Raw genomic sequence first — 24,604 nt, 5'->3', positions numbered from 1 at the left:
GCTCCTTGCTGTAATCGTTTACAGAAAACGTTTACAGAGGACTGTGACAGCGGTCACCCGATCCGTCAAGGGCGGCCCACGACGCCGGTCAGCGGACGGTCAGCACCCCGGCCTTCGTCGCCTGGTCCGAGGAGGTGCCGACGTAGACCTCCACCTGCCCGGGCTCGACGATGAAGCGCGCCTGGTCGTCGTAGAAGCCGACGTCCTCGCGCGTCAGGGTGAACCGCACCGTGCGCTGCTCGCCGGGCGCCAGCGTCACTCGCTCGAAGCCGCGCAGCCGCCGCACCGGCTGCACGATGCTGGCCACGGGGTCGTGCAGGTAGAGCTGCACCACCTCATCGCCGGCGCGCGCGCCGGTGTTGCGCACGGTGGCGGCGACGGTGACCCGGCCGTGGCGCCGGGGGAGGGTGTCGGAGGAGAAGCGCACGCCACTCACCTCGAAGCTGGTGTAGGACAGCCCGAACCCGAACTCGTACAGCGGGCCGTCAGGCAGGTCGAGGTACTTCGAGGTGTACTTGTTGTCCGGGTCGTAGGGGCGCCCGGTGTTCTCGTGGTTGTAGTAGATCGGCACTTGGCCCACCGAGCGCGGGAAGCTCACCGGCAGCTTGCCGCCGGGATTGGTGATGCCGAACAGCGCGTCGGCGATGGCGTTGCCGCCCTCGAGGCCGGGGGCGAACGCCTCGAGGATCGCCGGCACCGCTGCAGCGAGCTGCGTCAGCGTGAGCGGCCGGCCGTTGAGCAGCACCGCGACGGTGTGCGGCTGTGCGGCGCCGACGCGGTCGGCCAGCTGCTGCTGCACGCCGGGCAGCCCGATGTCGCTGCGGGCCGCGGCCTCGCCGCTCATGGCGGCGGTCTCGCCGAGCACCAGCACGCAGACGTCGGCGGCGCGGGCGGCGGCCACGGCGGCGTCGATGCCGGAGGTGTCGGTGTCGTCGACCGCGCAGCCCGGCGTGTAGGTGACGCTCCCGCCGGAGATCGCCTTGATCGCGTCGAGCACGGTGGTGGGCTCGGTGGTCGAGGCGCCGGTGCCCAGGCCCGACCAGGTGCCGTTGAGGTCGTAGGTGGCCGTGCCCAGCGGGCCGACCACGGCCACGGTCCTGCCCTTGCTCAGCGGGAGCACGCCGTTCTCGTTGCGAAGCAGCACCAGGCTGCGCGCCGCTGCCGTCCGGGCGGCCGCGCGGGCCTGTGCCGAGACGCTGACGGTCTCGCCGGCGGGGTCGACGAACGGGTTGTCGAACAGGCCCAGGTCGTCCTTGACGGTGAGGATGCGGCGCACCGCGTCGTCGATCTCGCGCTGGGAGATGGCGCCGGTGCGGAGCAGGTCGCGGGCGTGCTCGACGTAGTTGGTGCTGGTCATCTCCATGTCCACGCCGGCGCGGATTCCCTCGCGGGCGGCATCGGTGCCGTTGCCGGCGATGCCGTGCGGGATCAGCTCCTGGATGCCGGTGTAGTCGCTGACCACGAACCCGTCGAAGCCGTAGCGCTGCTTGAGCACCTCGCGGATCGTGTAGGCGTTGGCGTGCGCGGGCACGCCGGAGATCGTGTTGAAGCTGGCCATCACGGTGGCGATGCCGGCCTCCACGCAGGCCCGGAACGGCGGCAGGTAGGTGTTGTGCAGCCGCTGGATGCTGACGTCGACGGTGTTGTAGTCGCGGCCGCCCTCGGGCTGGCCGTAGCCGACGTAGTGCTTGGCGCAGGCGGCGAGCGTGTCGGGTCGGGCCAGGTCGGCGCCCTGGTAGGCCTTCGTCTTGGCCACCGCGAACCGCGTGGTCAGGTACGGGTCCTCGCCGTTGCCCTCGGCGATCCGGCCCCAGCGCGGCTCGTGGCTGACGTCCATCATCGGCGCGTAGGTCCAGGTGATGCCGCTGCGGCGGGCCTCGGCGGCGCTGGTGCGGGCGTCGGAGGCGGCCACCTCCGGGTCCCACGAGGCCGCCTGGCCCAGCGGGATCGGGAAGTTCGTGGTGTAGCCGTGGATGACGTCGAGCCCGACGATGAGCGGGATCGCCAGCCGGGTCTGCAGCGCCTGCTGCTGCAGGGCGTTGAGCTGGGCGGCGCCGACGACGGAGAAGACGCCGCCGCAGCCCGTGGTGCGCAGTGCCGCCTCGGTGTCCTCGGCGGTGTTGGCCAGCCGCAGCTGGCCGATCTTCTCCGCCAGCGTCATGCGCGCCAGCAGGCGCTCGACGCGGTCGCGGCGGCGTGCCGTGCGGAACGGGGCGGCCTGGGCCGGTGTGCCGATCAGCCCGGTGGACAGGCCGGTGGCGGCTGCCCCGACGGTGGTGGAGCCGAGTAGGGAACGGCGGGTGAGCTGGGTCATGGATCCTCCCGAGATGTGACCGAGCTCACGAACCTAGCGAAGTCCGTACCCTGGTGGCCATGGCCGGCCCATCCACCCCCGAAGTCGGCAGGTACACCTTCCCGTCCAGCCAGGGCACCGTCAGCGGCATCGTCGGGATCGGCCTGGTGATCCTCCTGGTCGTCGTCATCGCCGTCGACGGCTGGGGCCTCGACGGGCTGCGGGTGCAGCTGGCGCTGGTCGCCTTCGGGGTGCTCACCTGGGCGTTGATGCTGCGCCCGAAGATCCTGGTGCGAGGCGGCCGGCTGGTGCTGCGCAACCCGTTCCACGAGCTGTCGCTGCCGCTGCACCTGGTCGACGACGTCGAGGTGCGCGCGGTGACCAAGGTGCACTCCGGCGCCCGCACCTACGTCGGCATCGCGGTCGGGCGCAAGACCCGGCAGATGGTGCGACCGACGACGATGGGCGCGCCCTTGGGTCCCTTCGGGATGCGGCGTTCGGAGGGCAGCCCGGCCGGCGACACGAACGCCGACCTGCTCGAGGAGTGGGTCAACCGCGCCGCGGCCGACGCCCGCCGCGACGCCAAGCGCCTCGGCGCCGGCGAGGAGGAGATCCGGCGTACGCCGTTCGTGGGGCTCTACGCCGCGCTCGGCGTGCTCGTGGTCGCCTTCGTGGTCACGCTGTTCCTCTAGCGGGCCCTACAGCCCCGCCGCCGTGCGGACGTCGGCCTTGATCGCGTCCAGCCGGCCCGCGGCGGCGATGCGGGCGGCGTCGACGCCGTCGTCCTCCTCGCCCACCGGCACCACCACCTCGAGGTAGCACTTCACCTTCGGCTCGGTGCCCGAGGGACGCACCACCACGCGGGCGCGCTCGGCCAGCCGGTAGCGCAGGCCGTCGGTCGGCGGCAGGTCGTCGGAGCCGGCCGAGAGGTCGTCGACGCCCAGCACGTCGAGGCCGCCGAGGGTCTGCGGCGGCGTGCCGCGCAGCCGTTCCATCGTGGCCGGGATCTGGGCCAGGTCGTCGAAGCGGACGCTGAGCTGGTCGGTGGCGAACAGCCCGTGCTCGCGGGCGATCCGGTCCAGCGCGTCGCGCAGCGTCTGGCCCTGCGCCTTGAGCGAGGCGGCCAGGTCGCAAGCCAGCAGCATCGCCGAGAGGCCGTCCTTGTCCTTCACGTGCGCGGGGTCGACGCAGTAGCCCAGCGCCTCCTCGTAGCCGAAGGCGAGGTCGGGCACGCGGCCGATCCACTTGAAGCCGGTGAGGGTCTCGACGAACCGCTGCCCGGCCGCACGCGCCAGCTCGCCCAGCAGCGAGGAGGAGACGATCGAGCAGGCGTAGGTGCCGGTCCGTCCGCGCTGCAGCAGCTCGCTCCCGAGCAGGACGCCCACCTCGTCGCCGCGCAGCATCTGCCAGCCCGTCCCGTGACGCCGCGGGCCGGCCACTCCGAGGGCGCAGCGGTCGGCGTCGGGATCGTTGGCCACCACCAGGTCGGCGTCGACCTCCTCGGCCAGGGCCAGCGCGAGATCCATCGCGCCCGGCTCCTCGGGGTTCGGGAAGGCCACGGTCGGGAAGTCCGGGTCGGGCTCGGCCTGCGCCACCACCTCGTGGACGTCGGTGAAGCCGGCCCGGCGCAGCACCTCGAGCGCCGAGGTGCCGCCGACGCCGTGCATCGGCGTGTAGACGATGCGCAGGTCCTTGCGCCCGGCGTCCGCGACCGAGACGACACTGTCGAGGTACCGGTCGACGACGTCGTCGCCGAGCAGCTCGCCGCCGTCGCCGCGTGCGACGTCGGCCAGGGCGCCGACCGCCTCGATCTGCGCGGCGATGTCGGCGTCCGCGGGTGGCACGATCTGGCTGCCGTCGCCCAGGTAGACCTTGTAGCCGTTGTCCTGCGGCGGGTTGTGGCTGGCGGTGACCATGACGCCCGCGACGCAGCCGAGGTCGCGGATCGCGAACGCCAGCAGCGGAGTGGGAAGCGGTCGTGGCAGCGTGAGGGCGCGCAGCCCGGCGCCGGTCATCACCTCCGCGGTGTCGCGGGCGAAGACGTCGGAGTTGTGACGGGCGTCGTAGCCGATCACCACCGCGTCCTCGGCGCCGGCGCCGTTCGCCCTCAGGTACGCCGCCAGCCCCGCCGCCGCGCGCGTCACCACTACCCGGTTCATCCGGTTGGGCCCGGCGCCCAGCGCGCCGCGCAGGCCCGCGGTGCCGAACTGCAGCGTCCCGGCGAACCGGTCGGCGAGCTCGGCCTCGTCGCCGCGGTCGAGCAGCTCCTGCAGCTCGGCCCGGGTCTGGGGGTCGGGGTCCTCGGCCAGCCAGGCCCTCGCGGTGTCGTGGAGACTCACCGGCGCGACGTTACTAAGGTCAGCCGGGTGCGGACGGTGTGCGTGTACTGCGGGTCCTCGAACGGTTCCTCCCCGGCCTACGCGGACGCGGCGCGCCGCCTCGGTGAGACGCTCGTCGAGCGCGACCTCGGCCTGGTCTACGGCGGCGCCCACGTCGGGCTGATGGGCGTCGTCGCCGACGCCGTGCTGGCCGGCGGCGGCACCGTCGTCGGCGTCATCCCCGCCGGTCTGCGCGACAAGGAGCTCGCCCACACCGGCCTCACCGAGCTGCACGTCGTCGACACGATGCACGAGCGCAAGCAGCTCATGGCCGAGGTCGCCGACGCCTTCGTCGCCCTCCCCGGCGGCACCGGCACCCTCGACGAGCTCTTCGAGACGTTCACCTGGCTGCAGCTGGGCCTGCACAGCAAGCCGATCGGCCTGCTCGACGTCGAGGGCTACTGGCGCCCGCTCGTCGCCTTCCTCGACACCGCCGTCGACGCCGGCTTCCTGCCCCGCGAGCACGCCGACGCCATGCTGCTCCGCGACGACCCGGACGCCCTGCTCGACGCCTTCGCCACGTGGCTGCCCCCGCACCACGAGAAGTGGCAGTGAGCGCCGCCTTCCGGGCCGGCCAGACCGGGCTCATCGCGCCGGTGCCGGCGGCCGAGGCCGCGGTCGGCGACCAGCGCGCCGCGCACGACTCCTCGACGCAGCTCGGCGTGCCCGCCCACGTCACGGTGCTCTTCCCCTTCCTGGAGCTGGCCGAGGTCGACGACCAGGTCCTCGACGAGCTGGCACGCCTGGTGCGCGGCCACGGGCGCTTCGAGGTCGCGTTCCGCGCGGCGGGGCGGTTCCCAGGCGTGCTCTGGCTCGACCCCGATCCCGACGTACCGTTCCGCGCGCTCACCGGTGAGGTCGCCCACCGCTGGCCGCAGTGCCCGCCGTACGAGGGCGTCTACGACGACGTCGTACCGCACCTGACGGTCGCCGAGGGCGACGACGAGGTCCTCGACGCCGCCGAGCGCGTGGTCCTGCCCCGCCTACCGGTGGTCACGAGCATCGCGGAGGTCCGGCTGATCGGCTTCGACGGCGGGCAGTGGGAGACCGTGGCGCGCTTCGACCTCGCCTGAGCGCGCCGGAGAGCTCCGGTTTCGAGACGGTGCTGGCGCACCTCCCCAACCTCCGCAGTCCGGTGCGTGCTTCCTCAGGCGTCGATGGAGGACAGGTCCCCGTAGCGCTCGCCGGCGACGGCGTCGCGGGGGACGGCCTCGTCGAGGGCGCGCAGGTCGTCGGCGGAGAGGTCGACGTCGACGGCGGCGGCGTTCTCCTCGAGGTACTTCACGCGCTTGGTGCCCGGGATCGGCGCCACGTCGGAGCCCTGCGCCAGCACCCAGGCCAAGGCCAGCTGGCCGGGGGTGCAGCCCTTGGCGTCGGCGAGCTGGCGGATCTTGGCCACCAGCTCCAGGTTGTGGGCGAGGTTGTCGCCGGAGAAGCGCGGGAAGTACGCCGTGCCGCGCGAGTCGCCCGCCTCGGCGTCGGGGGTGGTGGTGATGGCGCCGGTGAGCAGCCCGCGGCCCAGCGGGGAGTAGGGCACCAGGCCGATGCCGAGCTCGCGCAGGGTGGGCAGGATCTCGTCCTCGATGTGGCGAGTGAACAGCGAGTACTCGGTCTGCAGCGCGGTGATCGGGTGCACGGCCTGCGCGCGGCGGATGGTCTGCGCGGACGCCTCGGAGAGGCCGAGGTGGCGCACCTTGCCCGCCTCGACGAGCTCGGCCATCGCGCCGACGGTGTCCTCAATGGGGACGGTCTTGTCGACGCGGTGCTGGTAGTAGAGGTCGATGTGGTCGACGCCGAGACGCTGCAGCGAGGCGTCGCAGGCGCGGTGGACGTACTCCGGGCTGCCGTTGATGCCCAGCCGGGTTCCGTCCTCCTCGCGCTCGTTGCCGAACTTGGTGGCCAGCTGGACCTCGTCGCGGCGCCCGGCGATGGCCCGGCCGACCAGGCGCTCGTTGATGAACGGGCCGTACATGTCGGCGGTGTCGAGGAACGTCACGCCGAGGTCGAGGGCCCGCTGGATGGTCTCCACGCCCTGCTGCTCGTCGCGTTCGCCGTAGAACTCCGACATGCCCATGCAGCCCAGGCCGAGGTCGGAGACGGCGAGGGAGGAGGTCGTACCGAGAGTGCGCATGGGTTCAGCCAACACCGGTGGTCAAGCGGCGCCGGGGGTGGGTCCGCTGCGGGTGGGTCCGTGCGGGCGGGAGGATCGCTGACGTCATACCTGGTGGTCGCCAGGGCAGCCACGACGTATGACGTCGTGGCCGGCGCGTCCGGGACGTCATACGAACTTCTCGCTCGGGCAGCCACGACGTATGACGTCCGACGCCCGCGCAACGATGCGCACGGTGCCGGCCTACGACAGGCCTAGTCGGTCGCCAGCGCGGACTGCCAGCGTCGCAGGATCGCCTCGAGCCGTGAGGCATCGGTAGGGCTGAGCAGGTCGACCAGGTACCGCTCGTTGGCCATGTGTGCGGCGTAGGCGCGGTCGATGACGCCGAACCCGGACGGGGTGAGACGCACCATGCGGCGGCGTGCGTCGTCGGTACCGGTGGTGCGCTCCAGCAGACCACGCGCGACCAGGCGGTCCACCCGCTTGGTCAGTCCGCCGGTGGTGACCATGGTGTGCTCGGCCAGTTCGCCGGCGGCTCGCTCGTACGGGGGACCGCTGCGACGCAGGGTGGCCATCAGGTCGAACTCCGGCTCGCTCAGCCCGGACTCGGCGTAGAGCTCTTCGATCCGCCGAGTGAGGGCGAGGCCCACGCGATGCAGCCGGCCGATCACGGACATCGGTGAGGTGTCGATCTCGGGCCGCTCGCGGGCCCATTCCTCGCGGATCCGGTCGACGTGGTCGGCACTCACGTGTGGAGTTTACCTGCCATGGAAGGTAAAGTATCTTCCATGGAAGAGAACCGCCTCAAGAGTCTCGCGGTCACCGCCTTCGCACCGGTGATGTGGGGGAGCAACTACGTCGTGATCCACCAGCTGCTACCGGCCGGCGTGCCGTTGTGGGCGGCGACGCTGCGCGCCCTGCCCGCCGGTCTGCTCGTGCTGGCGCTGGCCCGACGGCTGCCGCGCGGGGATTGGTGGTGGCGCTCGGCGGTGCTCGGCACGCTCAACGTCGGCGGCTTCTTCGTGCTCGTCTACGTAGCGGGTCAGCGGCTGCCCTCGGGTGTCGCCGCGACGGTGATGTCGGCGTCCGCGGCGTGCCTGGCCCTCATGGGGTGGCTGCTGCTGGGCCAGCGTCCGGCCAACCGGCTGCTGTTCGGGGCGGGCGTGGGACTGGTCGGCGTCATGCTGATGGTCGGGGTGGGCGTGCAGCTGGTCGACCCGTGGGGCGTCGCGGCCTCGCTCGGCGCCATGCTCTCGACCTCGGTCGGCTTCGTCCTGGGCGTGCGCTGGAAGCGCTACGACGCGCCCGGGCCGCTGACGATGACGGCCTGGCAGCTTCTCGCCGGCTCGGTGGTGCTGCTGCCGCTCGCCGTGCTCGTGGAGGGCGCCCCGCCTGCGGTCACGGCCACCTCGGCCCTCGGCTTCGGCTACGTCGCGGTGCCGGCCACCGCCCTGGCCTACGTGGCCTGGTTCAGCGGGCTCTCGCGCGTGGCGCCCGCGGTGGCTGGCGTCGTCGGTCTGCTCAACCCGCTCACCGGGACGCTGCTGGGCGTGCTCCTGGCCGGAGAGTCCCTCGCGACCGGGCAGCTGGCCGGGCTGATGCTCGTCCTCGCCGGCGTCGTCCTGGGGGCTCAGATCCGCGGCACGACCTCGGCCAGCAGGTCGCCCATCCGTCCGGCGGCGGCCTTCCCGGCGGCGAGGACCTCCTCGTGGTCCAGCGGCGCGTCGGAGATGCCGGCGGCGAGGTTGGTGACCAGCGAGATGCCGAGCACCTCCATGCCCGCCTCGCGGGCGGCGATGGCCTCCAGCGAGGTCGACATGCCCACCAGCGAGCCGCCCATGACGCCGGCCATGCGGACCTCCGCCGGCGTCTCGTAGTGGGGGCCGCGGAACTGGACGTAGACGCCCTCGGCCAGCGAGGGATCCACCGAGCGGCACAGCTCGCGCAGGCGCGGGCTGTAGAGATCCGTGAGGTCGACGAAGTGGGCGCCCTCGATCGGGGAGGCCGCGGTGAGGTTGATGTGGTCGCTGATGAGCACCGGCGTGCCGGGCGACCACGACGGGTCGAGCCCCCCGCAGCCGTTGGTGAGGACGATGCTGGAGCAGCCCGCCTGGGCGGCGGTGCGGACGCCGTGGCACACCGCGCGCACGCCGAGGTCCTCGTAGAAGTGGGTGCGCCCCAAGAAGACCAGCAGGTTGCGCGACCCCGACCTGACCGACCGGATCTTCCCGGCGTGCCCCTCCACGGCCGGGGGCGCGAACCCGGGCAGGTCGGTGGTGCTGATCTCGGCCGTCGCCTCGCCCAGGGCGTCGACGGCGGGCAGCCAGCCGCTGCCCATCACCAGCGCGACGTCGTGCCGCTCGACGCCGGTCAGCTCTCGCAGCGTGGCCGCGGCCCGCTGCGCCTCCTCGGTGTAGGTCGCCACTCGCGGGACCCTAGTGGGCCGCGCCGAGCTCGTCGTCCTCGAGGGCTGCCTCGTGGGTGGTCTCGTCGATGTAGGCGCGGGCCTGGTCGTCGGGCAGGCGCATGGCGTACGCCATCGCGTAGATCACCACCGAGAGCACCAGGAGCAGCCCGGCCGAGAGCTCGAAGTTCAAGGCGTTGAGGTTGCCGGCGGCGGGCTCGGGGTAGTTGCCGACCCACGAGATGACGGTGAGACCGAGCAGCCAGGGCAACACCCAGATGCCCGAGCGCACGTCGAGGGACTTGCCGCGCAGGCCGCCGGTGGCCATGAAGACCCCGAGCAGCACGAAGCCGATGAGGATGGCGACCATCAGCTTCCAGACCACGGTCCAGCCCGACCAGTAGACGACGAGGTTGGCGCCCCAGAAGGCCAGCAGCGGGATCACGTGGCCGCCGGGCAGCCGGAACGGCCGCTCGTGGTCGGGCACCTGGCGCCGCAGCGAGGCCATCACCAGCGGGCCGTTGGCGAAGGAGAGCACGGTGGCCGAGCTGATGAAGCCGACCAGCTGCTGCCAGCTGGGGAAGGGCAGGAAGACGATCAGCCCCAGCACGAACGCCAGCCCGAGCCCGATCATCGGCGAGCCGTTGCGGCTGGTGCGGGCCAGCGCCTGCGGGGCGTTGCCGTTGCGGGCCATGGCGAAGGAGATCCGCGAGGTGATCGTGGTGTAGATCAGGCCGGTGTCGCCGGGGGAGATGATCGCGTCGAGGTAGAGCAGGGCGGCCAGCCAGCTCAGCCCGAGGATGGTCGCGACGGCGGCGAGTGGGCCGAAGTCGTTCTCGAAGGACAGGTTGGCCCAGCCGTGGTCGAGGTCGCCGGGACGCAGCGCGCCGATGAAGGCGACCTGCAGCAGCACGTAGATCACGCCCGTGAGCACGACGGATCCGATGACGGCGATGGGCACGTTGCGGCGCGGGTTGTCGGTCTCGCCGGCCAGCTCGATGCCTTGCCGGAAGCCAAGGTAGGAGAACACCACACCGCTGGTGGCGATGGCGGTGAAGACGCCGTGCAGGCCCGCGGGGGCGAAGTCGTGGGAGGTGAAGTTCGCGGAGTGGAAGGCGGTGAACAGGAAGGCCGCGATGACCAGCACGATGATGAGCAGCTTCCAGCCCACCAGCACGTTGTTGATGCGCGCGAACCAGCGCACGCCGAAGTAGTTGACCAGCACGAACACCGCCATGAGCACCACGGCCGAGCCGTAGCCGAGCGCGGTCAGCGTGTGCACGGTCTCGCCGCCCACGGTCTTCTCGGTGGTGAAGGGGGCGTACTTGGTGGCGTACTGCAGCGCGCCCTCGACCTCGATGGGTGCGGTGGTGGCCACTGCGACGTAGGTGATCCAGCCGCCGGTGAAGCTGGCCAGGTTGCCGAAGGACATGTGCGGGAAGCGCACGACCCCGCCCGAGAGGGGGAACATGGTGCCCAGCTCGGCGTAGGTCAGCGCGATGAGCAGGATCAGCACGCCGCCGATGGCCCAGGAGAGGATCGCGGCGGGACCGGCGGTCTGGGAGGCGTTCAGCGCCCCGAAGAGCCAGCCCGAGCCGATGATCGAGCCGACGCTGGCGAAGAGCAGCCCGACCACGCCCACGTGCCGCTTGAGGTTCGGCTGCTCGTCGGAGCCGCTCTTCTGGTCGGTCGTCGTGGACATGGGAGGGACAGTTACCGACGAGCGGCGGTCCAAACCTCGACCCGGTCTGTGAGGTTGACCTAACTAAGGCTAGCCTTACCTGCCATGAGACTCCGACGTTCCTCCGCCGCCGTCCTCGCCGCCCTCGCGCTGGCCGCGACCGCGGCGTGCAGCTCCGGGCCCACCGACTCCGCCGCCGCCGGCCCCACGAAGAGCACCACCGCCGCGGGCGGGGTCGAGAAGGGCGCCTTCCCGGTGACCATCACCGACTCGCTGGGTTCGGTGACCATCAAGAGCGAGCCGCAGCGGGTCGCGACCGTGGGCTGGGCCGACGCCGACAACGCCCTGGCCCTGGGGGTGGTGCCGGTCGGGGCCACCAAGATCACCTACGGCGGCAACGCCAACGGCTCCACGCCGTGGTTCGACGCCGCTCTGGAGAAGATGGGCGGCACCCAGCCCACCCGCTACGCCGACACCGACGGCGTCGACTTCGACGCCATCGCCAAGCTCTCCCCGGACCTCATCCTCGCCACGAGCTCGGGGGTGAGCAAGGCCGACTACGCGAAGCTGTCGAAGATCGCACCGGTCGTGGCCTGGAAGGGCGCCGCCTTCGGCACGCCATGGCAGACCCAGACCGAGATGGTGGGCCAGGCGCTGGGACGGCCCGCCGCGGCGAAGAAGCTCGTGGCCACCGCGGAGGCGGAGATCGACGCCTTCAAGGAGGCCAACCCGGCCCTCTCGGAGACCTCGGCGGCGATGCCCTACTTCGACGTCAAGGACACCTCGCAGATCGGCTTCTACACCACGCGCGACCTGCGTCCGCAGATGCTGAACCAGCTGGGCTTCTCGACCCCGTCTGTGGTGGAGAAGCTGAGCAAGGGCTCCTCGTCGTTCTACGAGAGCATCTCCTCCGAGCGCGCCTCCTCCGTCGACGCCGGGGTGCTCGTCAGCTACGACGACCCCAAGGGCACCGAGAAGAAGGTGCTGGCCGACAAGCTGTGGTCGCAGATCCCGGCCATCAAGTCCGGGGCGACCGTGTGGCTGGCCGACCGGGGCGACTCGCTGTCGATGTCGCTGCCCACGCCGCTGGCCATGCCGTACTTCCTCAAGACCATCGGCCCCGACCTCGCCGCCGCGGCGAAGAAGGCCCAGGGCTAGCGGTCGTGTCCCTGCCCGTCGTGGGCCGGCCTGTCGTGGGCCGGGCCCTGACCAGCACCACGGTCGCCCTCGCGGCGGCCGTGGTGCTCTCGATCTGCGTGGGCTCGCGGATGGTCCCCGTCGGCGACGTCGTGCACGCGCTGCTCACCGCCAGTGATCCGGTGCACCCCATCGTCGACGCGCGGGTGGTCCGCACCGTCGTCGCCGCGCTGGTCGGGGCGGCGCTCGCGCTGGCCGGGGCCGGTCTGCAGGGGCTCTCGCGCAACCCGCTGGCCGATCCCGGCCTGCTCGGCATCAACGCCGGCGCCGCCACCGCCGTGGTGATCGGCATCAGCTGGTTCGGGCTCGGTTCGCGATCCTCCTTCGTCGTCGCCGCGCTGCTCGGGGCAGCGGCGGCGGCCGTCCTGGTGCAGCTGCTGGCCACGGCGGGCCGGCAGGGCGCCACGCCGGCGGCGCTGGTGCTCGCCGGGGCCGCCACCACGGCGGTGCTGACCAGCGTCATGACCACCGTCCTGCTCTCCGACAGCGAGACCATGGACGTCTTCCGGTACTGGTCCGTCGGCTCCGTCGGTGGCCGCAGCTGGGGCTCGGTGGTCGCAGTGCTGCCGCTGCTCGTCATCGGGGCGCTGGTCCTGCTCGGCCGCGCGCGCACGCTGAACGCGCTGGCGATCGGCGACGACGCCGCGCGCGGCCTGGGCGGCTCGCTGGTGCGCGACCGGCTGCTGGTCGGCCTGGGGGTGGTGCTGCTGTGCGGCGCCGCCACCGCGCTGGCCGGTCCGATCGCCTTCGTGGGCCTGATGGTGCCGCACGGACTGCGAATGCTCGGCGTCGTCGACTACACCGTGCTGCTGCCCGCGAGCCTGCTGGGGGGCGCGGCGCTGGTCCTGCTGGCCGACACGCTGGGCCGGGTGCTCGCGCCGCCCACGGAGGTGCAGGTCGGCGTGATGACCGCCCTGGTGGGCGTCCCGGTGTTCGTCTGGGTCGTGCGCCGCGGTCGAGAGGTGGCCCTGTGAGCGCCACGACGACCAGCGCCGAGGCAGTGGCGCGCGTCCGGCTGGTCCGGCGCCGGACGGCTCGCCGCGGCCGGCTGATCGTGGCGGTGCTCACCGTCGTGTTGCTGGCGGCCTTCGCCGCCCGGGTGCTGCTCGGCGACTACCTGGTCACCGTGCCCGACCTCGTCCGCGTGCTCTCCGGTGAGAACCTGCCCGGCACCTCCTTCGTCGTCTTGGACTCCAAGCTGCCCCGGGCGGTGGGCGCGGTGCTCGCTGGCGCCGCCTTCGGGCTGGGGGGCGCCCTGTTCCAGACGGTGCTGCGCAACCCGCTGGCCAGTCCCGACATCATCGGCATCGGCGCCGGGGCGAGTGCGGCGGCGGTCGCCGCCATCGTCCTGTTCGGCGTGACGGGCGGCTGGCTGGCCGTGTGGGCTGTGGTCGGCGCGCTCGGCACGGGCCTCGCGATCCTCCTGCTCGCCGGGCCCCGCTCGGGGGCGCGGCTGGTGCTCATCGGCGTCGCCTGCTCGGCGGCCCTGGTCTCGGTCGTGCAGTACCTGTTCACCCGCGCGAGCCTCTACGACGCCCAGGAGGGCCTGCTGTGGATCACCGGCAGCCTGAACCAGGCCGCCTGGCCCGGCCTGGGCCGGCTCGCCGTCGAGGTGCTGGTGCTCGTCGCGGCCACCGCCGCACTGGCCCCCCGGCTCGCCGCAGCCGAGCTGGGTGCCGACAGCGCGGCCGGACTGGGGGTGCCCGTGCGGGGGGTGATGCCACTGCTGCTCGTGGGGGTGCTGCTCACGGCGCTGGCCACCGCGGTCACCGGACCGATCGCCTTCGTCGGACTGATCGCGGGTCCGCTGTCGCGACGGCTCAACCGCGACCGGGTGACGCTGCCGGGCGCGGCGCTCGTCGGCGCCGTGGTGGTCGAGATCAGCGACTACATCGGCGCCTACGCCGTCCCCGAGACCAACCTGCCGGTCGGTGTCATCACCGGCGCCGTGGGCGCCGTGGTGCTGATCTGGCTCATCGCCCGCGACCCCTCCCGGAGGAGAGCATGACCACGCGCCTGAACACGAGCCGGCTGGTGGCCGACGCCGTCCGCCTCGGCTACGGCGAGCGCACCGTCGTCGACGGACTCTCGCTGCACGTGCCCGACGGGCAGGTCACCGCCATCGTCGGCGCGAACGCGTGCGGCAAGTCCACCCTGCTGCGCGGCATGGCGCGCCTGCTGGCGCCCGCGTCGGGCGGCGTGCTCCTCGACGGCGAGCTGGTCCACCGTCGGCCCACGCGCGAGGTGGCGAAGGTCCTCGGTCTGCTCCCGCAGTCACCAGTGACGCCCGAGGGCATCACCGTGGCCGACCTCGTCGCCCGTGGCCGCTACCCCCACCAGCGGTTCTTCGTGCGCCGCAGCAGCCAGGACGACGAGGCCGTGGCCCGGGCGCTGGAGCTGACCGGCACCGTGGACCTGGCCGAACGGTGCGTCGACGAGCTCTCCGGCGGTCAGCGGCAGCGGGTCTGGGTGGCGATGGCGCTGGCCCAGGAGACCGAGCTGCTGCTGCTCGACGAGCCGACCAGCTATCTCGACCTGGCCCACCAGGTCGACCTGCTGGACCTGCTGCACGAGCTCAACGCCGAGCGCGGCACCACCATCGTGATGGTGCTGCACGAGCTGAACCTGGCCGCCCGCTACGCCGACCGGCTGGTCGTCATGAAGGACGGCGGCATCGTCGCCGAAGGACCGCCGGCGGTGCTCACCGAGCAGGTCGTCGAGGACGCCTTCGGGCTGCGCAGCCGGGTCGTGCCCGACCCGGTGACCGGCACGCCGCTCGTCGTCCCGATCGGGCGGCGTCACCAGCACAGTCACCAGCACAGTCACCAGCAAGCTCACGAGGAGAGAGAGCGACACCGCATGATCATCGAGGAGGTACGCGTGGCCCGCCGCGAGCGGCTCTCGCCGAGCTTCGTCCGGGTGGAGCTGACCGGGCAGGGGCTGGCCGAGCTCGGCGTCGACGGGCCCACCTACGACCAGCGCATCAAGCTCGTCTTCCCCGGCGCCGCCGGCACCCTGCCGCGCCTGGAGGCCGGCCCGCCCGGCGAGTACTCCTGGTACTCCGACTGGCAGGCGCTGCCCGAGGCCGAGCGCGGCCACATGCGCACCTACACCGTGCGCGACCTCTACGGCAGCGGGGAGGCCAGGCGGCTGGTGGTCGACGTCGTCGTGCACCCCGCTCACGACCCCGGCGACGTCGGCCCGGGCGCCGCCTGGGCCGAGCAGGTGCAGCCCGGCGACGCCGTGGTGGTGGTCGGGCCCAAGATCGGCGTCGACTGGGGCGGCATCGCCTTCGCCCCGGGCACCGCCGACGACCTGCTCCTGGTGGGCGACGAGACCGCGGTGCCGGCCGTCGCCGCCATCCTCGGCCAGCTGCCCGCCGACGCCCGTGGCACGGCGTACCTGGAGGTGCCGTGGGTCGAGGACATCCAGCAGCTACGCGCACCGCGGGGGGTGGAGGTGGTCTGGCTCTCCCGCTGCGGCGAGGCGCCCGGATCCCATGTGGTGCCCGCACTGCGCCGTCATCTGGGTCTGGGCGGCGACGCCGTCGTCGAGCGCGCCGAGAACGAGATATGGGACGAGCCGGAGGTACCGGTGGCCGCCGGGCGCTACGCCTGGATCGCGGGGGAGTCCGGGGTGGTGCGCACCCTGCGACGCACGCTGGTCTCGGAGGCGGGCTGGGACAAGGGCGAGGTCGCGTTCATGGGCTACTGGCGCATCGGCGTGGCGATGGCCTGACTACAACCCGGTCGAGCGGCACTCGCGGGCCCGGAGTGCCGTGACGTAGTCGACGGGTGCGTCCGCGGCCTCCGCGGCGTCGGCGATGGCGCCCAGGTGGATGGCCGAGGGCAGGCCGCCCTCGAACGCGTCGAGTACGTACACCCAGGCCACGACCTCGCCGTCGAGCAGCGAGACCCGCACCTTGAGCTTGCGGAACAGCCCGGTGTCGGCCGACTCCCACTGGTCGAGGGCCACGACGTCCTCGTCGGTGACGTCGTAGACGGCGACGAAGACCTGCTCGAAGGGGTCCTGCACGACGGTGGCCATGGCGCCGTCCCAGCCGAGGTCCTCACCGCCGAAGGTGAGCCGCCACCCCTCCAGCCAGCCGACGCCGCGCAGCGGTGAGTGCGGACAGCGGGCGCCCATGCGCACGGGGTCCAGGTTCGGGCCGTACGCGGCATAGAGCGTCACGCCGAGCAGATTAGTGGGAACCGGTCGTGGACAATGGGCCGCGTGGACCGCGTCGTGATCATCGGTGGTGGACCGGGCGGCTACGAGTCGGCCCTGGTGGCCGCTCAGCTGGGCGCGGAGGTGACGGTCGTCGACTCCGAGGGCATCGGCGGCTCCGCGGTGCTCACCGACTGCGTGCCCAGCAAGACCCTCATCGCCACCTCCGACCTCATGATCGAGCTGGCCGGTGCCGCCGAGCTCGGCATCGCCTTCGCCGGTGCGGGCAGCAACGTGGTGGTCGACCTGGGCCGGGTCAACCAGCGGGTCAAGCAGCTGGCCGCCGACCAGTCCGGCGACATCGCCCGACGCCTGGAGCGCGAGGGGGTGCGGGTGGTCACCGGCCGGGGCCGGCTCGACGGGCCCGACCAGGTCGGCGTCGAGCTGCCCGACGGGCGCACCGACGCCATCCGGGCCGACGCGGTGCTGGTGGCCACCGGCGCCCAGCCGCGCACGCTGACCAGCGCCCGGCCCGACGGCGAGCGGATCTTGACCTGGGAGCAGGTCTACGACATCGGCGAGGTGCCCACCAAGCTCATCGTGGTGGGCTCCGGCGTCACCGGCGCGGAGTTCGCCAGCGCCTACCTCTCGCTCGGCGTCGACGTCACGCTGGTCTCCTCGCGCGACCGGGTGCTGCCGGGCGAGGACGCCGACGCCGCCAGCGTGCTCGAACGGGTGCTCGAGCGGCGCGGGATGACGCTGCTGGACCGCTCGCGGATGCAGTCGGTGACGCGCGAGGGCGACACGGTCACCGTCACCCTCACCGACGGCCGCACGGTGGAGGGCTCGCACTGCCTGCTGGCGGTGGGCTCGGTGCCGAACACCGACGACATCGGCCTGGAGGAGGCCGGCGTCGTGCTCGACGAGGGCGGCTTCGTGCGGGTCGACCGGGTCTCGCGCACCTCGGCCCGGGGCGTCTACGCCGCCGGCGACTGCACCGGCGTGCTGATGCTGGCCTCGGTGGCGGCCATGCAGGGCCGCATCGCGATGTGGCACTTCCTCGGCGACAAGGTCTCCCCGCTGGACCTGCGCCAGGTCTCCTCCAACGTGTTCACCTCACCCGAGATCGCCACCGTCGGCTGCTCGCAGCAGAAGGTCGACGACGGCGAGATCGACGCCGAGACGGTGATGCTCGACCTCGCCGGCAACGCCCGCGCCAAGATGCAGGGCGTCCGCGACGGGTTCGTGAAGCTCTTCTGTCGGCCCGGCACGGGGATCGTGGTGGGCGGCGTCGTCGTGGCACCGCGCGCCTCGGAGCTGATCCACCCGGTGGCGCTGGCCGTCGCGCAGTCGCTCACCGTCGACGCGCTGGCGCAGGCCTTCACCGTCTACCCCTCGATGAGCGGCTCGGTGGCCGAGGCCGCGCGGCGGCTGCATCACCGTCCCTTCTGACGGCGTTCTTTAGACGCGCGTCGGCATCGTCGCTAGTGTCCTGCGGATGCGCCTGAGGACATCTGCTGCCGTGACCGCGCTCCTGCTGGCCGGGTCGATCGCCCCCGCCACCGCCATGGCCAGCGCGGCGCCCGCCCCCACCCCGAGCGGCGCGAAGAGCCAGCTGAGCGTGACCGGCAACGGCTTCGGCCACGGCCGCGGGCTCTCGCAGTGGGGCGCCTACGGCCGGGCGAAGGCCGGGCAGTCCTACGCCGCGATCCTGGCCGCGTACTACCCGGGCACCACGCTGACCAGGAGCTCCGGTGCGGTGCGGGTGCTGCTCACCGACGCGGCGCGCTTCGTCACCGTCAAGCCCGCCGCGCGGCTGCGCGTGCACGCCGTGGGCGGGCGGACCTACCGCATCGGCCACCGCGGCGTCACCGCCTGGCGGCTGCGGCCCTACGTGGCCCGCACGGCGGTGCAGTACAAGAAGGGCGGTCGCTGGCACCGCTACCGCTGGATCCCGGGCACCACCAACGAGTTCCTCTCCAGCGCCGGCCGGCTGGTGCTGGTCACGCCCAGCGGCGCGGTCACCTACCGCGGCCGGATGCGGTCCATCCCGGCGAAGCTGTCGGGCAGCCGGGCCGTGAACATCGTCGCGCTCGACGCCTACGTGCGCGGCGTCGTGCCGGTCGAGATGCCGTCGACCTGGAGCACCGAGGCGCTCAAGGCGCAGGCCGTCGCGGCCCGCACCTACGCCCTCTACGCCCGCGGCCACGCCGGCACCCGCGACTACGACCTGTGCGACACCACCGCCTGCCAGGTCTACCGCGGCACCGGCGCCGAGCAGACCTCCACCAACGCCGCGGTGGCCGCCACCCGGGGCCGCGTGCTCAGCAACGACGGCAGCGTGGCCTTCACCGAGTTCTCCTCCAGCAACGGTGGCTGGACCGCCGGCAGCACGCTCGCGCCCACGCCGCAGCAAGACCCCTACGACACCGCCTACCGCCACTGGACGGCGACGATCGACACCAGCAAGCTCGACTCGACGACGCACGGTGCCGTCACCGCGATCGCGGTCGCCTCCCGCGACAACTCCGCGAGCAGCCAGGAGTGGGGCGGACGGGTCCTGACGATGACGGTGACCTACGCCGACGGCTCCACCGCGAGCATCACCGGCGACAAGTTCCGCTCGACCTACGGCCTGCGCTCGACCTGGTTCACCTTCAGCTGAGCCCGCTCAGCGCGGGCCGACCGCGCGCTTGAGGCGCCGCCGCAGCTTGTCGCGCTTGCGGGTGAGCCGGGCCACCTCGTCGCGCAGCGAGGCGATCTCCGCGTCGCGCCCGGCCACCTCGAGCAGCAGCCCGGCGGTGGCCCGGGCGCTCGTGCGCAGCGCCCGCACGGCGTCCAGCGCGTCGGGGTCGGTGGCGGTGGCCGGACGGCGGGGGAGCAGGTCGTCGACGGCGCCGTGCACCTGCCAGCCGGCGGCGTGGATCTGCTTCGCCCAGCGCTCGGCGCGGACGGTGAGGTCGTCGTAGAGGGGCTCGGGGAGGTCCGGTGCCGGCGAGGCCGGCTCGCCCAGCAGCCGCTGGGCGTAGAGCCGCTTGACCAGCCGGCCGTACGCCGGTTCCTGCAGCCGGCCGTCGAGTGCCTTGTTCACGCGCCGCAGCAGCGCGATCTCGTCGACGCCGAGCGAGGCGTTGCCCTCCTCGGCGCCGGCCGGCTCGAGGGTGGGGTCGACGCCGCAGGCCTCGGCGAAGCGCCGCCACAGCACGGTGCGGTCCGCGCCGCGGGGCGGGCAGGTGACCACGTGCACGCGCTCGGCGGGCAGGTCGCGCCCCCAGCGCTCCAGCACGGCGGGCAGGTCCTGCGCCGCCCGGAACTTCCTGGCGTGCGAGGAGCCGGCCGTCTCGGGCAGCACGGCGGTGGCGAACCGCGCGAACGAGAGCCGGCGGCCGTGCTTGACGCCCTCCTGCCACTCCGCGACGGCCTGCCGGGCGGGGTCGCGGGCGGTGACGACGACGTGCACGTCGTCCAGCCGCCGCAATGCCCAGCGCACTCGCTCGGCGTCGGCCGCGGCCAGCAGCTCGTGGCTGATCAGGTCCGGGTGCTCCTGGGTGAGCCGCTTCCAGGCCCCGCGGGTCTCCTCGCCGGTGCGGCCCCAGCCGTCGTGGTGCTCGCGCACGTCGAGCGCGCCGAGGAAGGTGGCGTCGGCATCGGGCAGCAGCCCGTGGCGCCGCAGCGAGGCCTGCAGCCAGGTGGTGCCGGTCTTGGGCAGGCCGACGTGCAGGGTGGTCACGAGAGGCTGTCGAGCAGGTCGAGCCACTGGGCGGTCACGATCGCGGGCTCGTAGCGGCGGGCGTCGCGCCAGGCCCGGTCGCCGAGACGGCGGCGCAGCCCGGCGTCCTCCACCAGCGCCAGCAGGGCGCGGCTGAAGCCGTCGACGTCTCCGTCGGGCAGCAGCAGGCCGTTGCGCCCGTCGTCGACGATCTCGCCCGGGCCGCGGGGGCAGTCCATGGCCACCAGGGGCAACCCCTGGCTCATCGCCTCCAGCAGCACCATCGGGAACCCCTCGGCGCGCGACGTCATCGCGAAGGCCGAGGCGCCGCGCAGCGCGGCCCGCAGATCGGTGGTGTAGCCCGGCAGCCGGACCCGGTCGCTCAGCCCGAGCCGGTCGACGCGGCGCTGGATCGCCTCACGGCGCTCGCCCTCGCCGTGCACGAGCAGCTGCCAGTCGGGGTGCTTGGCGGCGACGGGGGCGAAGGCGTCGACCAGCCGGCCGAACCCCTTGACCTTGGCCAGCCGGCCCGCGGCCACCAGCACCGGCGCCTCGAGCGGGGCGGGCTCCTCGGCGGGCGGCCAGGAGAGCGCGTTGCGGATCACCTCGACCCGAGCAGGGGCCAGCCGCTCGCGGTAGTCCACGGCGTCGGCGTGGGTGAGCACCACCCAGGCCGACGTCGCCGGCACGGCCCGGTCGAGCACGTCGCCCAGCCAGCCCGAGGCGTAGCGGGTGAGGAAGTTCTTGTGGTCCCAGCCGACCAGGCGCACGTGGGGCGGCGCCCAGGTGGCGGCGGCCAGGTGGAGGCTGGGCCGGGTCGTGACCAGGATCCCGGGCGGCAGCCGGCCCAGCCAGCGGCGCAGCGCGCGATCGCTCTCCGCGCTGAGCAGCCCGTCCTCGGGCACCAGCTGCGAGGGACCGCGCTGCCGGCTCCAGCGGCGCTCCGTGTGCACCACCTCGTGCGGGACGTCCACGGTGTAGCCCTGCGCACCGCCGCGGTGCACCAGCCCCGCCAACCGGGTCGGCCGGTGCCGGCCCAGGCGGTTCGCCGTGCCGATGACGGCACGAGCCAGCCCGCCGGTGCCGGTGGCGTCGGCGAGCAGGAACGTGACGGGCGGCCGCACCGGATCAGGGTCGCGGAGCCGGTCGAGGTGCGGGTGAACCCTCAGCCTCGCGCGTGCGACCGCCGCGTGACCAGCAGGAGCACCGCGCCCGCCACCAGCGCCCAGAAGGCCGCGCCCAGCCCGGCGATCGAGACGCCGGAGGCCGCCACCACGAACGTCAGCGCAGCGGCCACGCGGTCGTGCTCGTCGGCCAGGGCGGTCGCGGCGGCGGTGCCGAACGAGGCGAGGAGCGCGACGCCGGCGATCGCCGCCACCACGCCGGCCGGGGCCGCGTTGGTGATGGCGACGACCGCCGCGGCCAGGGGCCCGAACAGCACATACACCACGCCGGTGGTGGTGCCGGCGATCCAGCGTCGGTCGGGGTCGGGATGGGCGGTCGGCGAGGCGCACAGCGCGGCGGCGATGGCCGAGAGGTTGATCGAGAACCCGCCGAGTCCGGCGGTGGCGACGGTGGCCGCGCCGGTGTAGGTCAGCGCCGGCCCGAACGGCACCTCGTAGCCGTACGTCGAGAGCACCGCGACGCCGGGGATGTTCTGGCCGGTCATCGTGACCAGGTAGAGCGGGATGCCCAGCGCCAGCGCCGTGCCCGGCTCCAGGTGCGGCGTCGTCCAGGTGAGCCGCGGGACGAGGTCGTCGGCGGCCACGTGCGCCAGCGATCCGCTGAGCAACACCACCAGCAGCACCACACCGAAGGCCACCGGCACCGCCCACCGCGGCGCGAGCCGCAGCATCACCAGCCAGGTCAGCAGAACGGGGGCGACCGCCCACGGCGACTCGGTCAGCGCCCGCACCGGCTCGACGCACAGCCCGAGCAGCACGCCCGCCAGCATCGCGCTGGCCAGCGACGACGGGATGCGCGCCACCAGCCGGCCCAGGGGCGAGACGAGCCCGGTGAGCAGGTACAGCACACCGGCCACGACGAAGGCACCCACCGCGGCGGCGTACCCGCCGTGCGGTGCAGCCACCGACGCCAGCAGCGCGGCGCCCGGCGTCGACCAGGCCATCGTCAGCGGGCGGCGGTAGCGCAGCGAGAACCACAGGCAGCCGGCGCCCATCGTCACGCAGACCGCGAACAGCCCCGACGCGGCCTGCGCCGGGCTCGCGCCGACGTGGCGCAGCCCGGTGAGCACGACCGCGAAGGCCGAGGTGAAGCCGACGACGGCGGTGACGACCCCGGCCAGGACCGCCTGGCCGGAGCCGGCGCGCATCAGTCCTTGATCTCGCAGACCACTTCGCCGTTGCCGATGGTGGCGCCCACCTCGGCGCTCAGCCCGTTGACGGTCCCGGCCTTGTGGGCCTTGAGCGGCTGCTCCATCTTCATCGCCTCGATGACCACGATCGCGTCGCCCTCGGCCACGGTGTCGCCGTCAGCGGCCACGACCTTGACGATCGTGCCCTGCATCGGGCTGGTCACGGAGTCGCCGGAGGCGGCCGCGCCGGCCTTCTTGGCGCTGCCCCGCTTCGGCTTCTTCGGACCCGCGCTCGCGGCGCCGCCGCCGATCGCGGCGAGGCCGGCCGGGAGCACGACGTCCAGTCGGCGGCCGCCGACCTCCACCGTGATCCGCTGCCGCTCGCCGGCCTCGGGGGCGTCCGCGCTCGGGCCGGAGTAGGGCTGGATCTGGTTGTCGAAGTCGGTCTCGATCCATTGCGTGTAGACGCTGAAGGACTCGCCGTCGCCGATGAACGCGGGGTCGCGGACCACCGCGGCGTGGAACGGGATCACCGTCGGCATGCCGTCGACGACGAACTCGTCGAGCGCCCGGCGGCTGCGCTCCAGGGCCTGGGTGCGGTCGCGGCCGGAGACGACGAGCTTGGCGATGAGGGAGTCGAAGGCGCCGGGGATGGTCTCACCCTCGACGTAGCCGCCGTCGAGCCGGACGCCGGGGCCGCTCGGCGGCTCCCAGCGGGTCAGCGTGCCCGGCGCGGGCATGAAGTTCTGGCCGCCGTCCTCGGCGTTGATCCGGAACTCGATGGAGTGGCCGCTGATCTCCGGGTCGTCGTAGCCGAGCTCCTCGCCGGCCGCGATCCGGAACATCTCGCGCACCAGGTCGAGTCCGGTGACCTCCTCGGAGACGCAGTGCTCCACCTGCAGCCGGGTGTTGACCTCCAAGAAGGAGATGGTTCCGTCCTGGGCCACCAGGAACTCGCACGTGCCGGCGCCGACGTAGTCGGCCTCGCGCAGGATCGCCTTGGAGGACTCGTAGAGCCGGGTCAGCTGCTCCTCGGTGAGGAACGGCGCAGGCGCCTCCTCGACCAGCTTCTGGTTGCGGCGCTGCAGCGAGCAGTCGCGGGTGGAGACCACCACGACGTTGCCGTGCTGGTCGGCCAGGCACTGGGTCTCGACGTGGCGGGGCTGGTCGAGGAACTTCTCCACCAGGCACTCGCCGCGGCCGAAGGCGCTGACGGCCTCGCGCACCGCCGCCTCGTAGGCGTCGGGGATCTCCTCGAGGGTGCGGGCGACCTTCAGGCCGCGACCACCGCCGCCGTAGACGGCCTTGATGGCCACCGGTAGCCCGTTGTCCTTGGCGAAAGCGACGATCTCGTCGGCGTCGGCGACCGGGTCCTTGGTGCCGGGGGCGAGCGGGGCGTTGGCCCGCTCGGCGATGTGCTTGGCCTTCGCCTTGTCGCCCAGCGCGTCGATCGCGGCCGGCGGCGGGCCGATCCAGATCAGGCCCGCGTCGAGCACCGCCTGGGCGAAGTCCGCGTTCTCGGCCAGGAAGCCGTAGCCGGGGTGCACCGAGTCGGCGCCGGACTCCTCGGCCGCGGCGACGATCTTGGCGATGTCGAGGTAGGAGTCGGCCGGGGTAGTGCCGCCCAGGGAGTAGGCCTCGTCGGCCAACCGGACGAAGAGGGCGTCGCGGTCGGGCTCGGCGTACACCGCGACGCTGCCGATGCCGGCGTCCTTGCAGGCCCGGATCACCCGCACCGCGATCTCGCCCCGGTTCGCGACGAGCACCTTCTGCAGCGGCTTGATCTGGTTCACGGTCGTGAGGTTAGCGCCCCAGGTTTCGCACTCGGGCCCCGCGGCCGCCGACGGGGGATGCGACGGCCGCGGGGGGTCCGGGGGAAGAGAGCTCAGCTCTCCAGGGAGGCGTCGAGCGTGATGTCGACGCCGGTGAGCGCCTTGCTGACCGGGCAGCCGGCCTTGGCGTCGTTGGCCGCCTTCTCGAAGCCGGCCGCGTCGAGGCCCTCGACCTCGCCGACGACCGTCAGCTTGATGCCGGTGAGCCGGAACCCGCCGTCGGGGTCGGGGCCGAGCGAGACGTCGGCGGTCACGTCGAGCGACTGCGGGGTGCCGCCGGCCTCGGCGATCAGGGCCGAGAGCTGCATGGCGTAGCAGGAGGAGTGGGCGGCGGCGATGAGCTCCTCGGGGCTGGTGGTGCCGCCGGCGTCGTCGGCCGCGCGCTTGGGGAAGGACACCTCGTAGGTGCCGACCTTGGAGCTGGACAGCTCGACCTGGCCGGAGCCGTCCTGGAGGCCGCCGTTCCAGGCGGTGCGAGCGGTGCGAGTAGGCATCGGAGCTCCTTCGTCGATAGGGGGT

At 73.1% G+C, this 24,604-nt stretch carries 21 protein-coding genes and 1 pseudogene; 10 read left to right on the top strand and 12 right to left on the bottom strand.

Features of this window, described 5'->3' with window-relative positions; genetic code table 11:
• Window positions 1-88 precede the first annotated feature (88 nt).
• Entirely contained in the window at window positions 89-2,314 is a 2,226-nt protein-coding gene (gene bglX, locus D9V37_RS08750) for a beta-glucosidase BglX (protein WP_121805716.1), read from the bottom strand.
• Between the two features lie 59 nt (window positions 2,315-2,373).
• Between bglX and D9V37_RS08745 the strand changes: the two genes are divergently transcribed.
• Window positions 2,374-2,985, top strand: coding sequence for a hypothetical protein (locus D9V37_RS08745; RefSeq protein ID WP_147455900.1), 612 nt, complete (start codon window positions 2,374-2,376; stop codon window positions 2,983-2,985).
• Between the two features lie 6 nt (window positions 2,986-2,991).
• On the opposite strand, the gene D9V37_RS08740 is transcribed toward D9V37_RS08745, so the two are convergent.
• Window positions 2,992-4,632 (bottom strand): phospho-sugar mutase, encoded by a 1,641-nt coding sequence (locus tag D9V37_RS08740; RefSeq protein ID WP_121805714.1) that lies wholly within the window; start codon window positions 4,630-4,632, stop codon window positions 2,992-2,994.
• 27 nt (window positions 4,633-4,659) lie between these two features.
• Between D9V37_RS08740 and D9V37_RS08735 the strand changes: the two genes are divergently transcribed.
• The gene (locus tag D9V37_RS08735; protein ID WP_121805713.1) at window positions 4,660-5,226 is read left to right on the top strand and encodes an LOG family protein; all 567 of its coding nucleotides are present in this window, start codon (window positions 4,660-4,662) and stop codon (window positions 5,224-5,226) included.
• Window positions 5,223-5,744: a 2'-5' RNA ligase family protein gene (locus D9V37_RS08730; RefSeq protein WP_158604421.1), complete on the top strand. Its 522-nt coding sequence runs from the start codon at window positions 5,223-5,225 to the stop codon at window positions 5,742-5,744. The genes D9V37_RS08735 and D9V37_RS08730 overlap by 4 nt, the downstream gene beginning before the upstream one ends.
• A gap of 74 nt (window positions 5,745-5,818) precedes the next feature.
• Here the strand turns inward: D9V37_RS08730 and D9V37_RS08725 are convergent, their stop codons facing one another.
• Window positions 5,819-6,802, bottom strand: coding sequence for an aldo/keto reductase (locus D9V37_RS08725; RefSeq protein WP_121805711.1), 984 nt, complete (start codon window positions 6,800-6,802; stop codon window positions 5,819-5,821).
• A gap of 233 nt (window positions 6,803-7,035) precedes the next feature.
• Window positions 7,036-7,530 (bottom strand): MarR family winged helix-turn-helix transcriptional regulator, encoded by a 495-nt coding sequence (locus D9V37_RS08720; protein WP_198412442.1) that lies wholly within the window; start codon window positions 7,528-7,530, stop codon window positions 7,036-7,038.
• Window positions 7,531-7,548: 18 nt separating this feature from the next.
• Here D9V37_RS08720 and D9V37_RS08715 point away from each other — a divergent pair.
• Window positions 7,549-8,394, top strand: a pseudogene (locus D9V37_RS08715) (EamA family transporter); the annotation flags it as partial.
• Between the two features lie 17 nt (window positions 8,395-8,411).
• Here the strand turns inward: D9V37_RS08715 and D9V37_RS08710 are convergent.
• Entirely contained in the window at window positions 8,412-9,206 is a 795-nt protein-coding gene (locus tag D9V37_RS08710; RefSeq protein ID WP_121805710.1) for a purine-nucleoside phosphorylase, read from the bottom strand.
• Window positions 9,207-9,216: 10 nt separating this feature from the next.
• Complete coding sequence (locus D9V37_RS08705; RefSeq protein ID WP_121805709.1) at window positions 9,217-10,887, bottom strand: APC family permease; 1,671 nt, start codon at window positions 10,885-10,887, stop codon at window positions 9,217-9,219.
• A gap of 84 nt (window positions 10,888-10,971) precedes the next feature.
• Between D9V37_RS08705 and D9V37_RS08700 the strand changes: the two genes are divergently transcribed.
• From D9V37_RS08700 to D9V37_RS20955, 4 genes are read left to right on the top strand one after another with little or no spacing between them, the layout of a single operon-like run.
• Entirely contained in the window at window positions 10,972-12,024 is a 1,053-nt protein-coding gene (locus D9V37_RS08700; RefSeq protein WP_121805708.1) for an iron-siderophore ABC transporter substrate-binding protein, read from the top strand.
• Between the two features lie 5 nt (window positions 12,025-12,029).
• On the top strand, window positions 12,030-13,037 hold the full coding sequence (locus tag D9V37_RS08695; protein ID WP_198412441.1) for a FecCD family ABC transporter permease: 1,008 nt from the start codon (window positions 12,030-12,032) through the stop codon (window positions 13,035-13,037).
• Window positions 13,034-14,071, top strand: coding sequence for a FecCD family ABC transporter permease (locus tag D9V37_RS08690; RefSeq protein WP_121805707.1), 1,038 nt, complete (start codon window positions 13,034-13,036; stop codon window positions 14,069-14,071). The genes D9V37_RS08695 and D9V37_RS08690 overlap by 4 nt, the downstream gene beginning before the upstream one ends.
• A complete protein-coding gene (locus tag D9V37_RS20955; RefSeq protein WP_121805706.1) occupies window positions 14,068-15,801 on the top strand; it encodes an SIP domain-containing protein in 1,734 nt (577 codons plus the stop codon). The genes D9V37_RS08690 and D9V37_RS20955 overlap by 4 nt, the downstream gene beginning before the upstream one ends.
• Here the strand turns inward: D9V37_RS20955 and D9V37_RS08680 are convergent, their stop codons facing one another.
• Window positions 15,802-16,254 (bottom strand): gamma-glutamylcyclotransferase family protein, encoded by a 453-nt coding sequence (locus D9V37_RS08680; protein WP_121805705.1) that lies wholly within the window; start codon window positions 16,252-16,254, stop codon window positions 15,802-15,804.
• Between the two features lie 42 nt (window positions 16,255-16,296).
• Here D9V37_RS08680 and D9V37_RS08675 point away from each other — a divergent pair, with 42 nt between their 5' ends.
• Entirely contained in the window at window positions 16,297-17,682 is a 1,386-nt protein-coding gene (locus D9V37_RS08675; RefSeq protein ID WP_198412440.1) for an NAD(P)H-quinone dehydrogenase, read from the top strand.
• Between the two features lie 70 nt (window positions 17,683-17,752).
• Window positions 17,753-18,895 carry a SpoIID/LytB domain-containing protein gene (locus tag D9V37_RS08670; RefSeq protein ID WP_158604420.1) on the top strand — a complete coding sequence of 381 codons (1,143 nt, stop codon included), beginning with the start codon at window positions 17,753-17,755 and terminating at the stop codon, window positions 18,893-18,895.
• Between the two features lie 6 nt (window positions 18,896-18,901).
• Here the strand turns inward: D9V37_RS08670 and D9V37_RS08665 are convergent, their stop codons facing one another.
• From D9V37_RS08665 to D9V37_RS08645, 5 genes are all read right to left on the bottom strand, one after another.
• The gene (locus tag D9V37_RS08665; RefSeq protein ID WP_121805702.1) at window positions 18,902-19,960 is read right to left on the bottom strand and encodes a hypothetical protein; all 1,059 of its coding nucleotides are present in this window, start codon (window positions 19,958-19,960) and stop codon (window positions 18,902-18,904) included.
• On the bottom strand, window positions 19,957-21,063 hold the full coding sequence (locus tag D9V37_RS08660; RefSeq protein WP_158604419.1) for a glycosyltransferase family 4 protein: 1,107 nt from the start codon (window positions 21,061-21,063) through the stop codon (window positions 19,957-19,959). Before D9V37_RS08660 ends, D9V37_RS08665 begins: the two co-directional genes overlap by 4 nt.
• Window positions 21,064-21,104: 41 nt before the next feature.
• Window positions 21,105-22,271 (bottom strand): benzoate/H(+) symporter BenE family transporter, encoded by a 1,167-nt coding sequence (locus tag D9V37_RS08655; protein ID WP_121805700.1) that lies wholly within the window; start codon window positions 22,269-22,271, stop codon window positions 21,105-21,107.
• Window positions 22,271-24,046: an acetyl/propionyl/methylcrotonyl-CoA carboxylase subunit alpha gene (locus D9V37_RS08650; RefSeq protein WP_121805699.1), complete on the bottom strand. Its 1,776-nt coding sequence runs from the start codon at window positions 24,044-24,046 to the stop codon at window positions 22,271-22,273. Before D9V37_RS08650 ends, D9V37_RS08655 begins: the two co-directional genes overlap by 1 nt.
• Window positions 24,047-24,138: 92 nt before the next feature.
• Window positions 24,139-24,579, bottom strand: coding sequence for an OsmC family protein (locus tag D9V37_RS08645; RefSeq protein ID WP_121805698.1), 441 nt, complete (start codon window positions 24,577-24,579; stop codon window positions 24,139-24,141).
• Window positions 24,580-24,604 lie beyond the last annotated feature (25 nt).

This window comes from Nocardioides mangrovicus (genome assembly GCF_003674065.1).
GTDB classification, from domain to species: Bacteria; Actinomycetota; Actinomycetes; order Propionibacteriales; family Nocardioidaceae; genus Marmoricola; species Marmoricola mangrovicus.
This window is presented reverse-complemented; position numbering and strand designations above follow the sequence as displayed.

Coding starts and splice junctions, on each gene's coding strand:
- D9V37_RS08745 (WP_147455900.1), top strand. CDS start 2,374: ATGGCCGGCCCATCCACCCCCGAAGTCGGCAGGTACACCTTCCCGTCC.
- D9V37_RS08700 (WP_121805708.1), top strand. CDS start 10,972: ATGAGACTCCGACGTTCCTCCGCCGCCGTCCTCGCCGCCCTCGCGCTG.
- D9V37_RS08655 (WP_121805700.1), bottom strand. CDS start 22,271: ATGCGCGCCGGCTCCGGCCAGGCGGTCCTGGCCGGGGTCGTCACCGCC.
- bglX (WP_121805716.1), bottom strand. CDS start 2,314: ATGACCCAGCTCACCCGCCGTTCCCTACTCGGCTCCACCACCGTCGGG.
- D9V37_RS20955 (WP_121805706.1), top strand. CDS start 14,068: ATGACCACGCGCCTGAACACGAGCCGGCTGGTGGCCGACGCCGTCCGC.
- D9V37_RS08645 (WP_121805698.1), bottom strand. CDS start 24,579: ATGCCTACTCGCACCGCTCGCACCGCCTGGAACGGCGGCCTCCAGGAC.
- D9V37_RS08705 (WP_121805709.1), bottom strand. CDS start 10,887: ATGTCCACGACGACCGACCAGAAGAGCGGCTCCGACGAGCAGCCGAAC.
- D9V37_RS08725 (WP_121805711.1), bottom strand. CDS start 6,802: ATGCGCACTCTCGGTACGACCTCCTCCCTCGCCGTCTCCGACCTCGGC.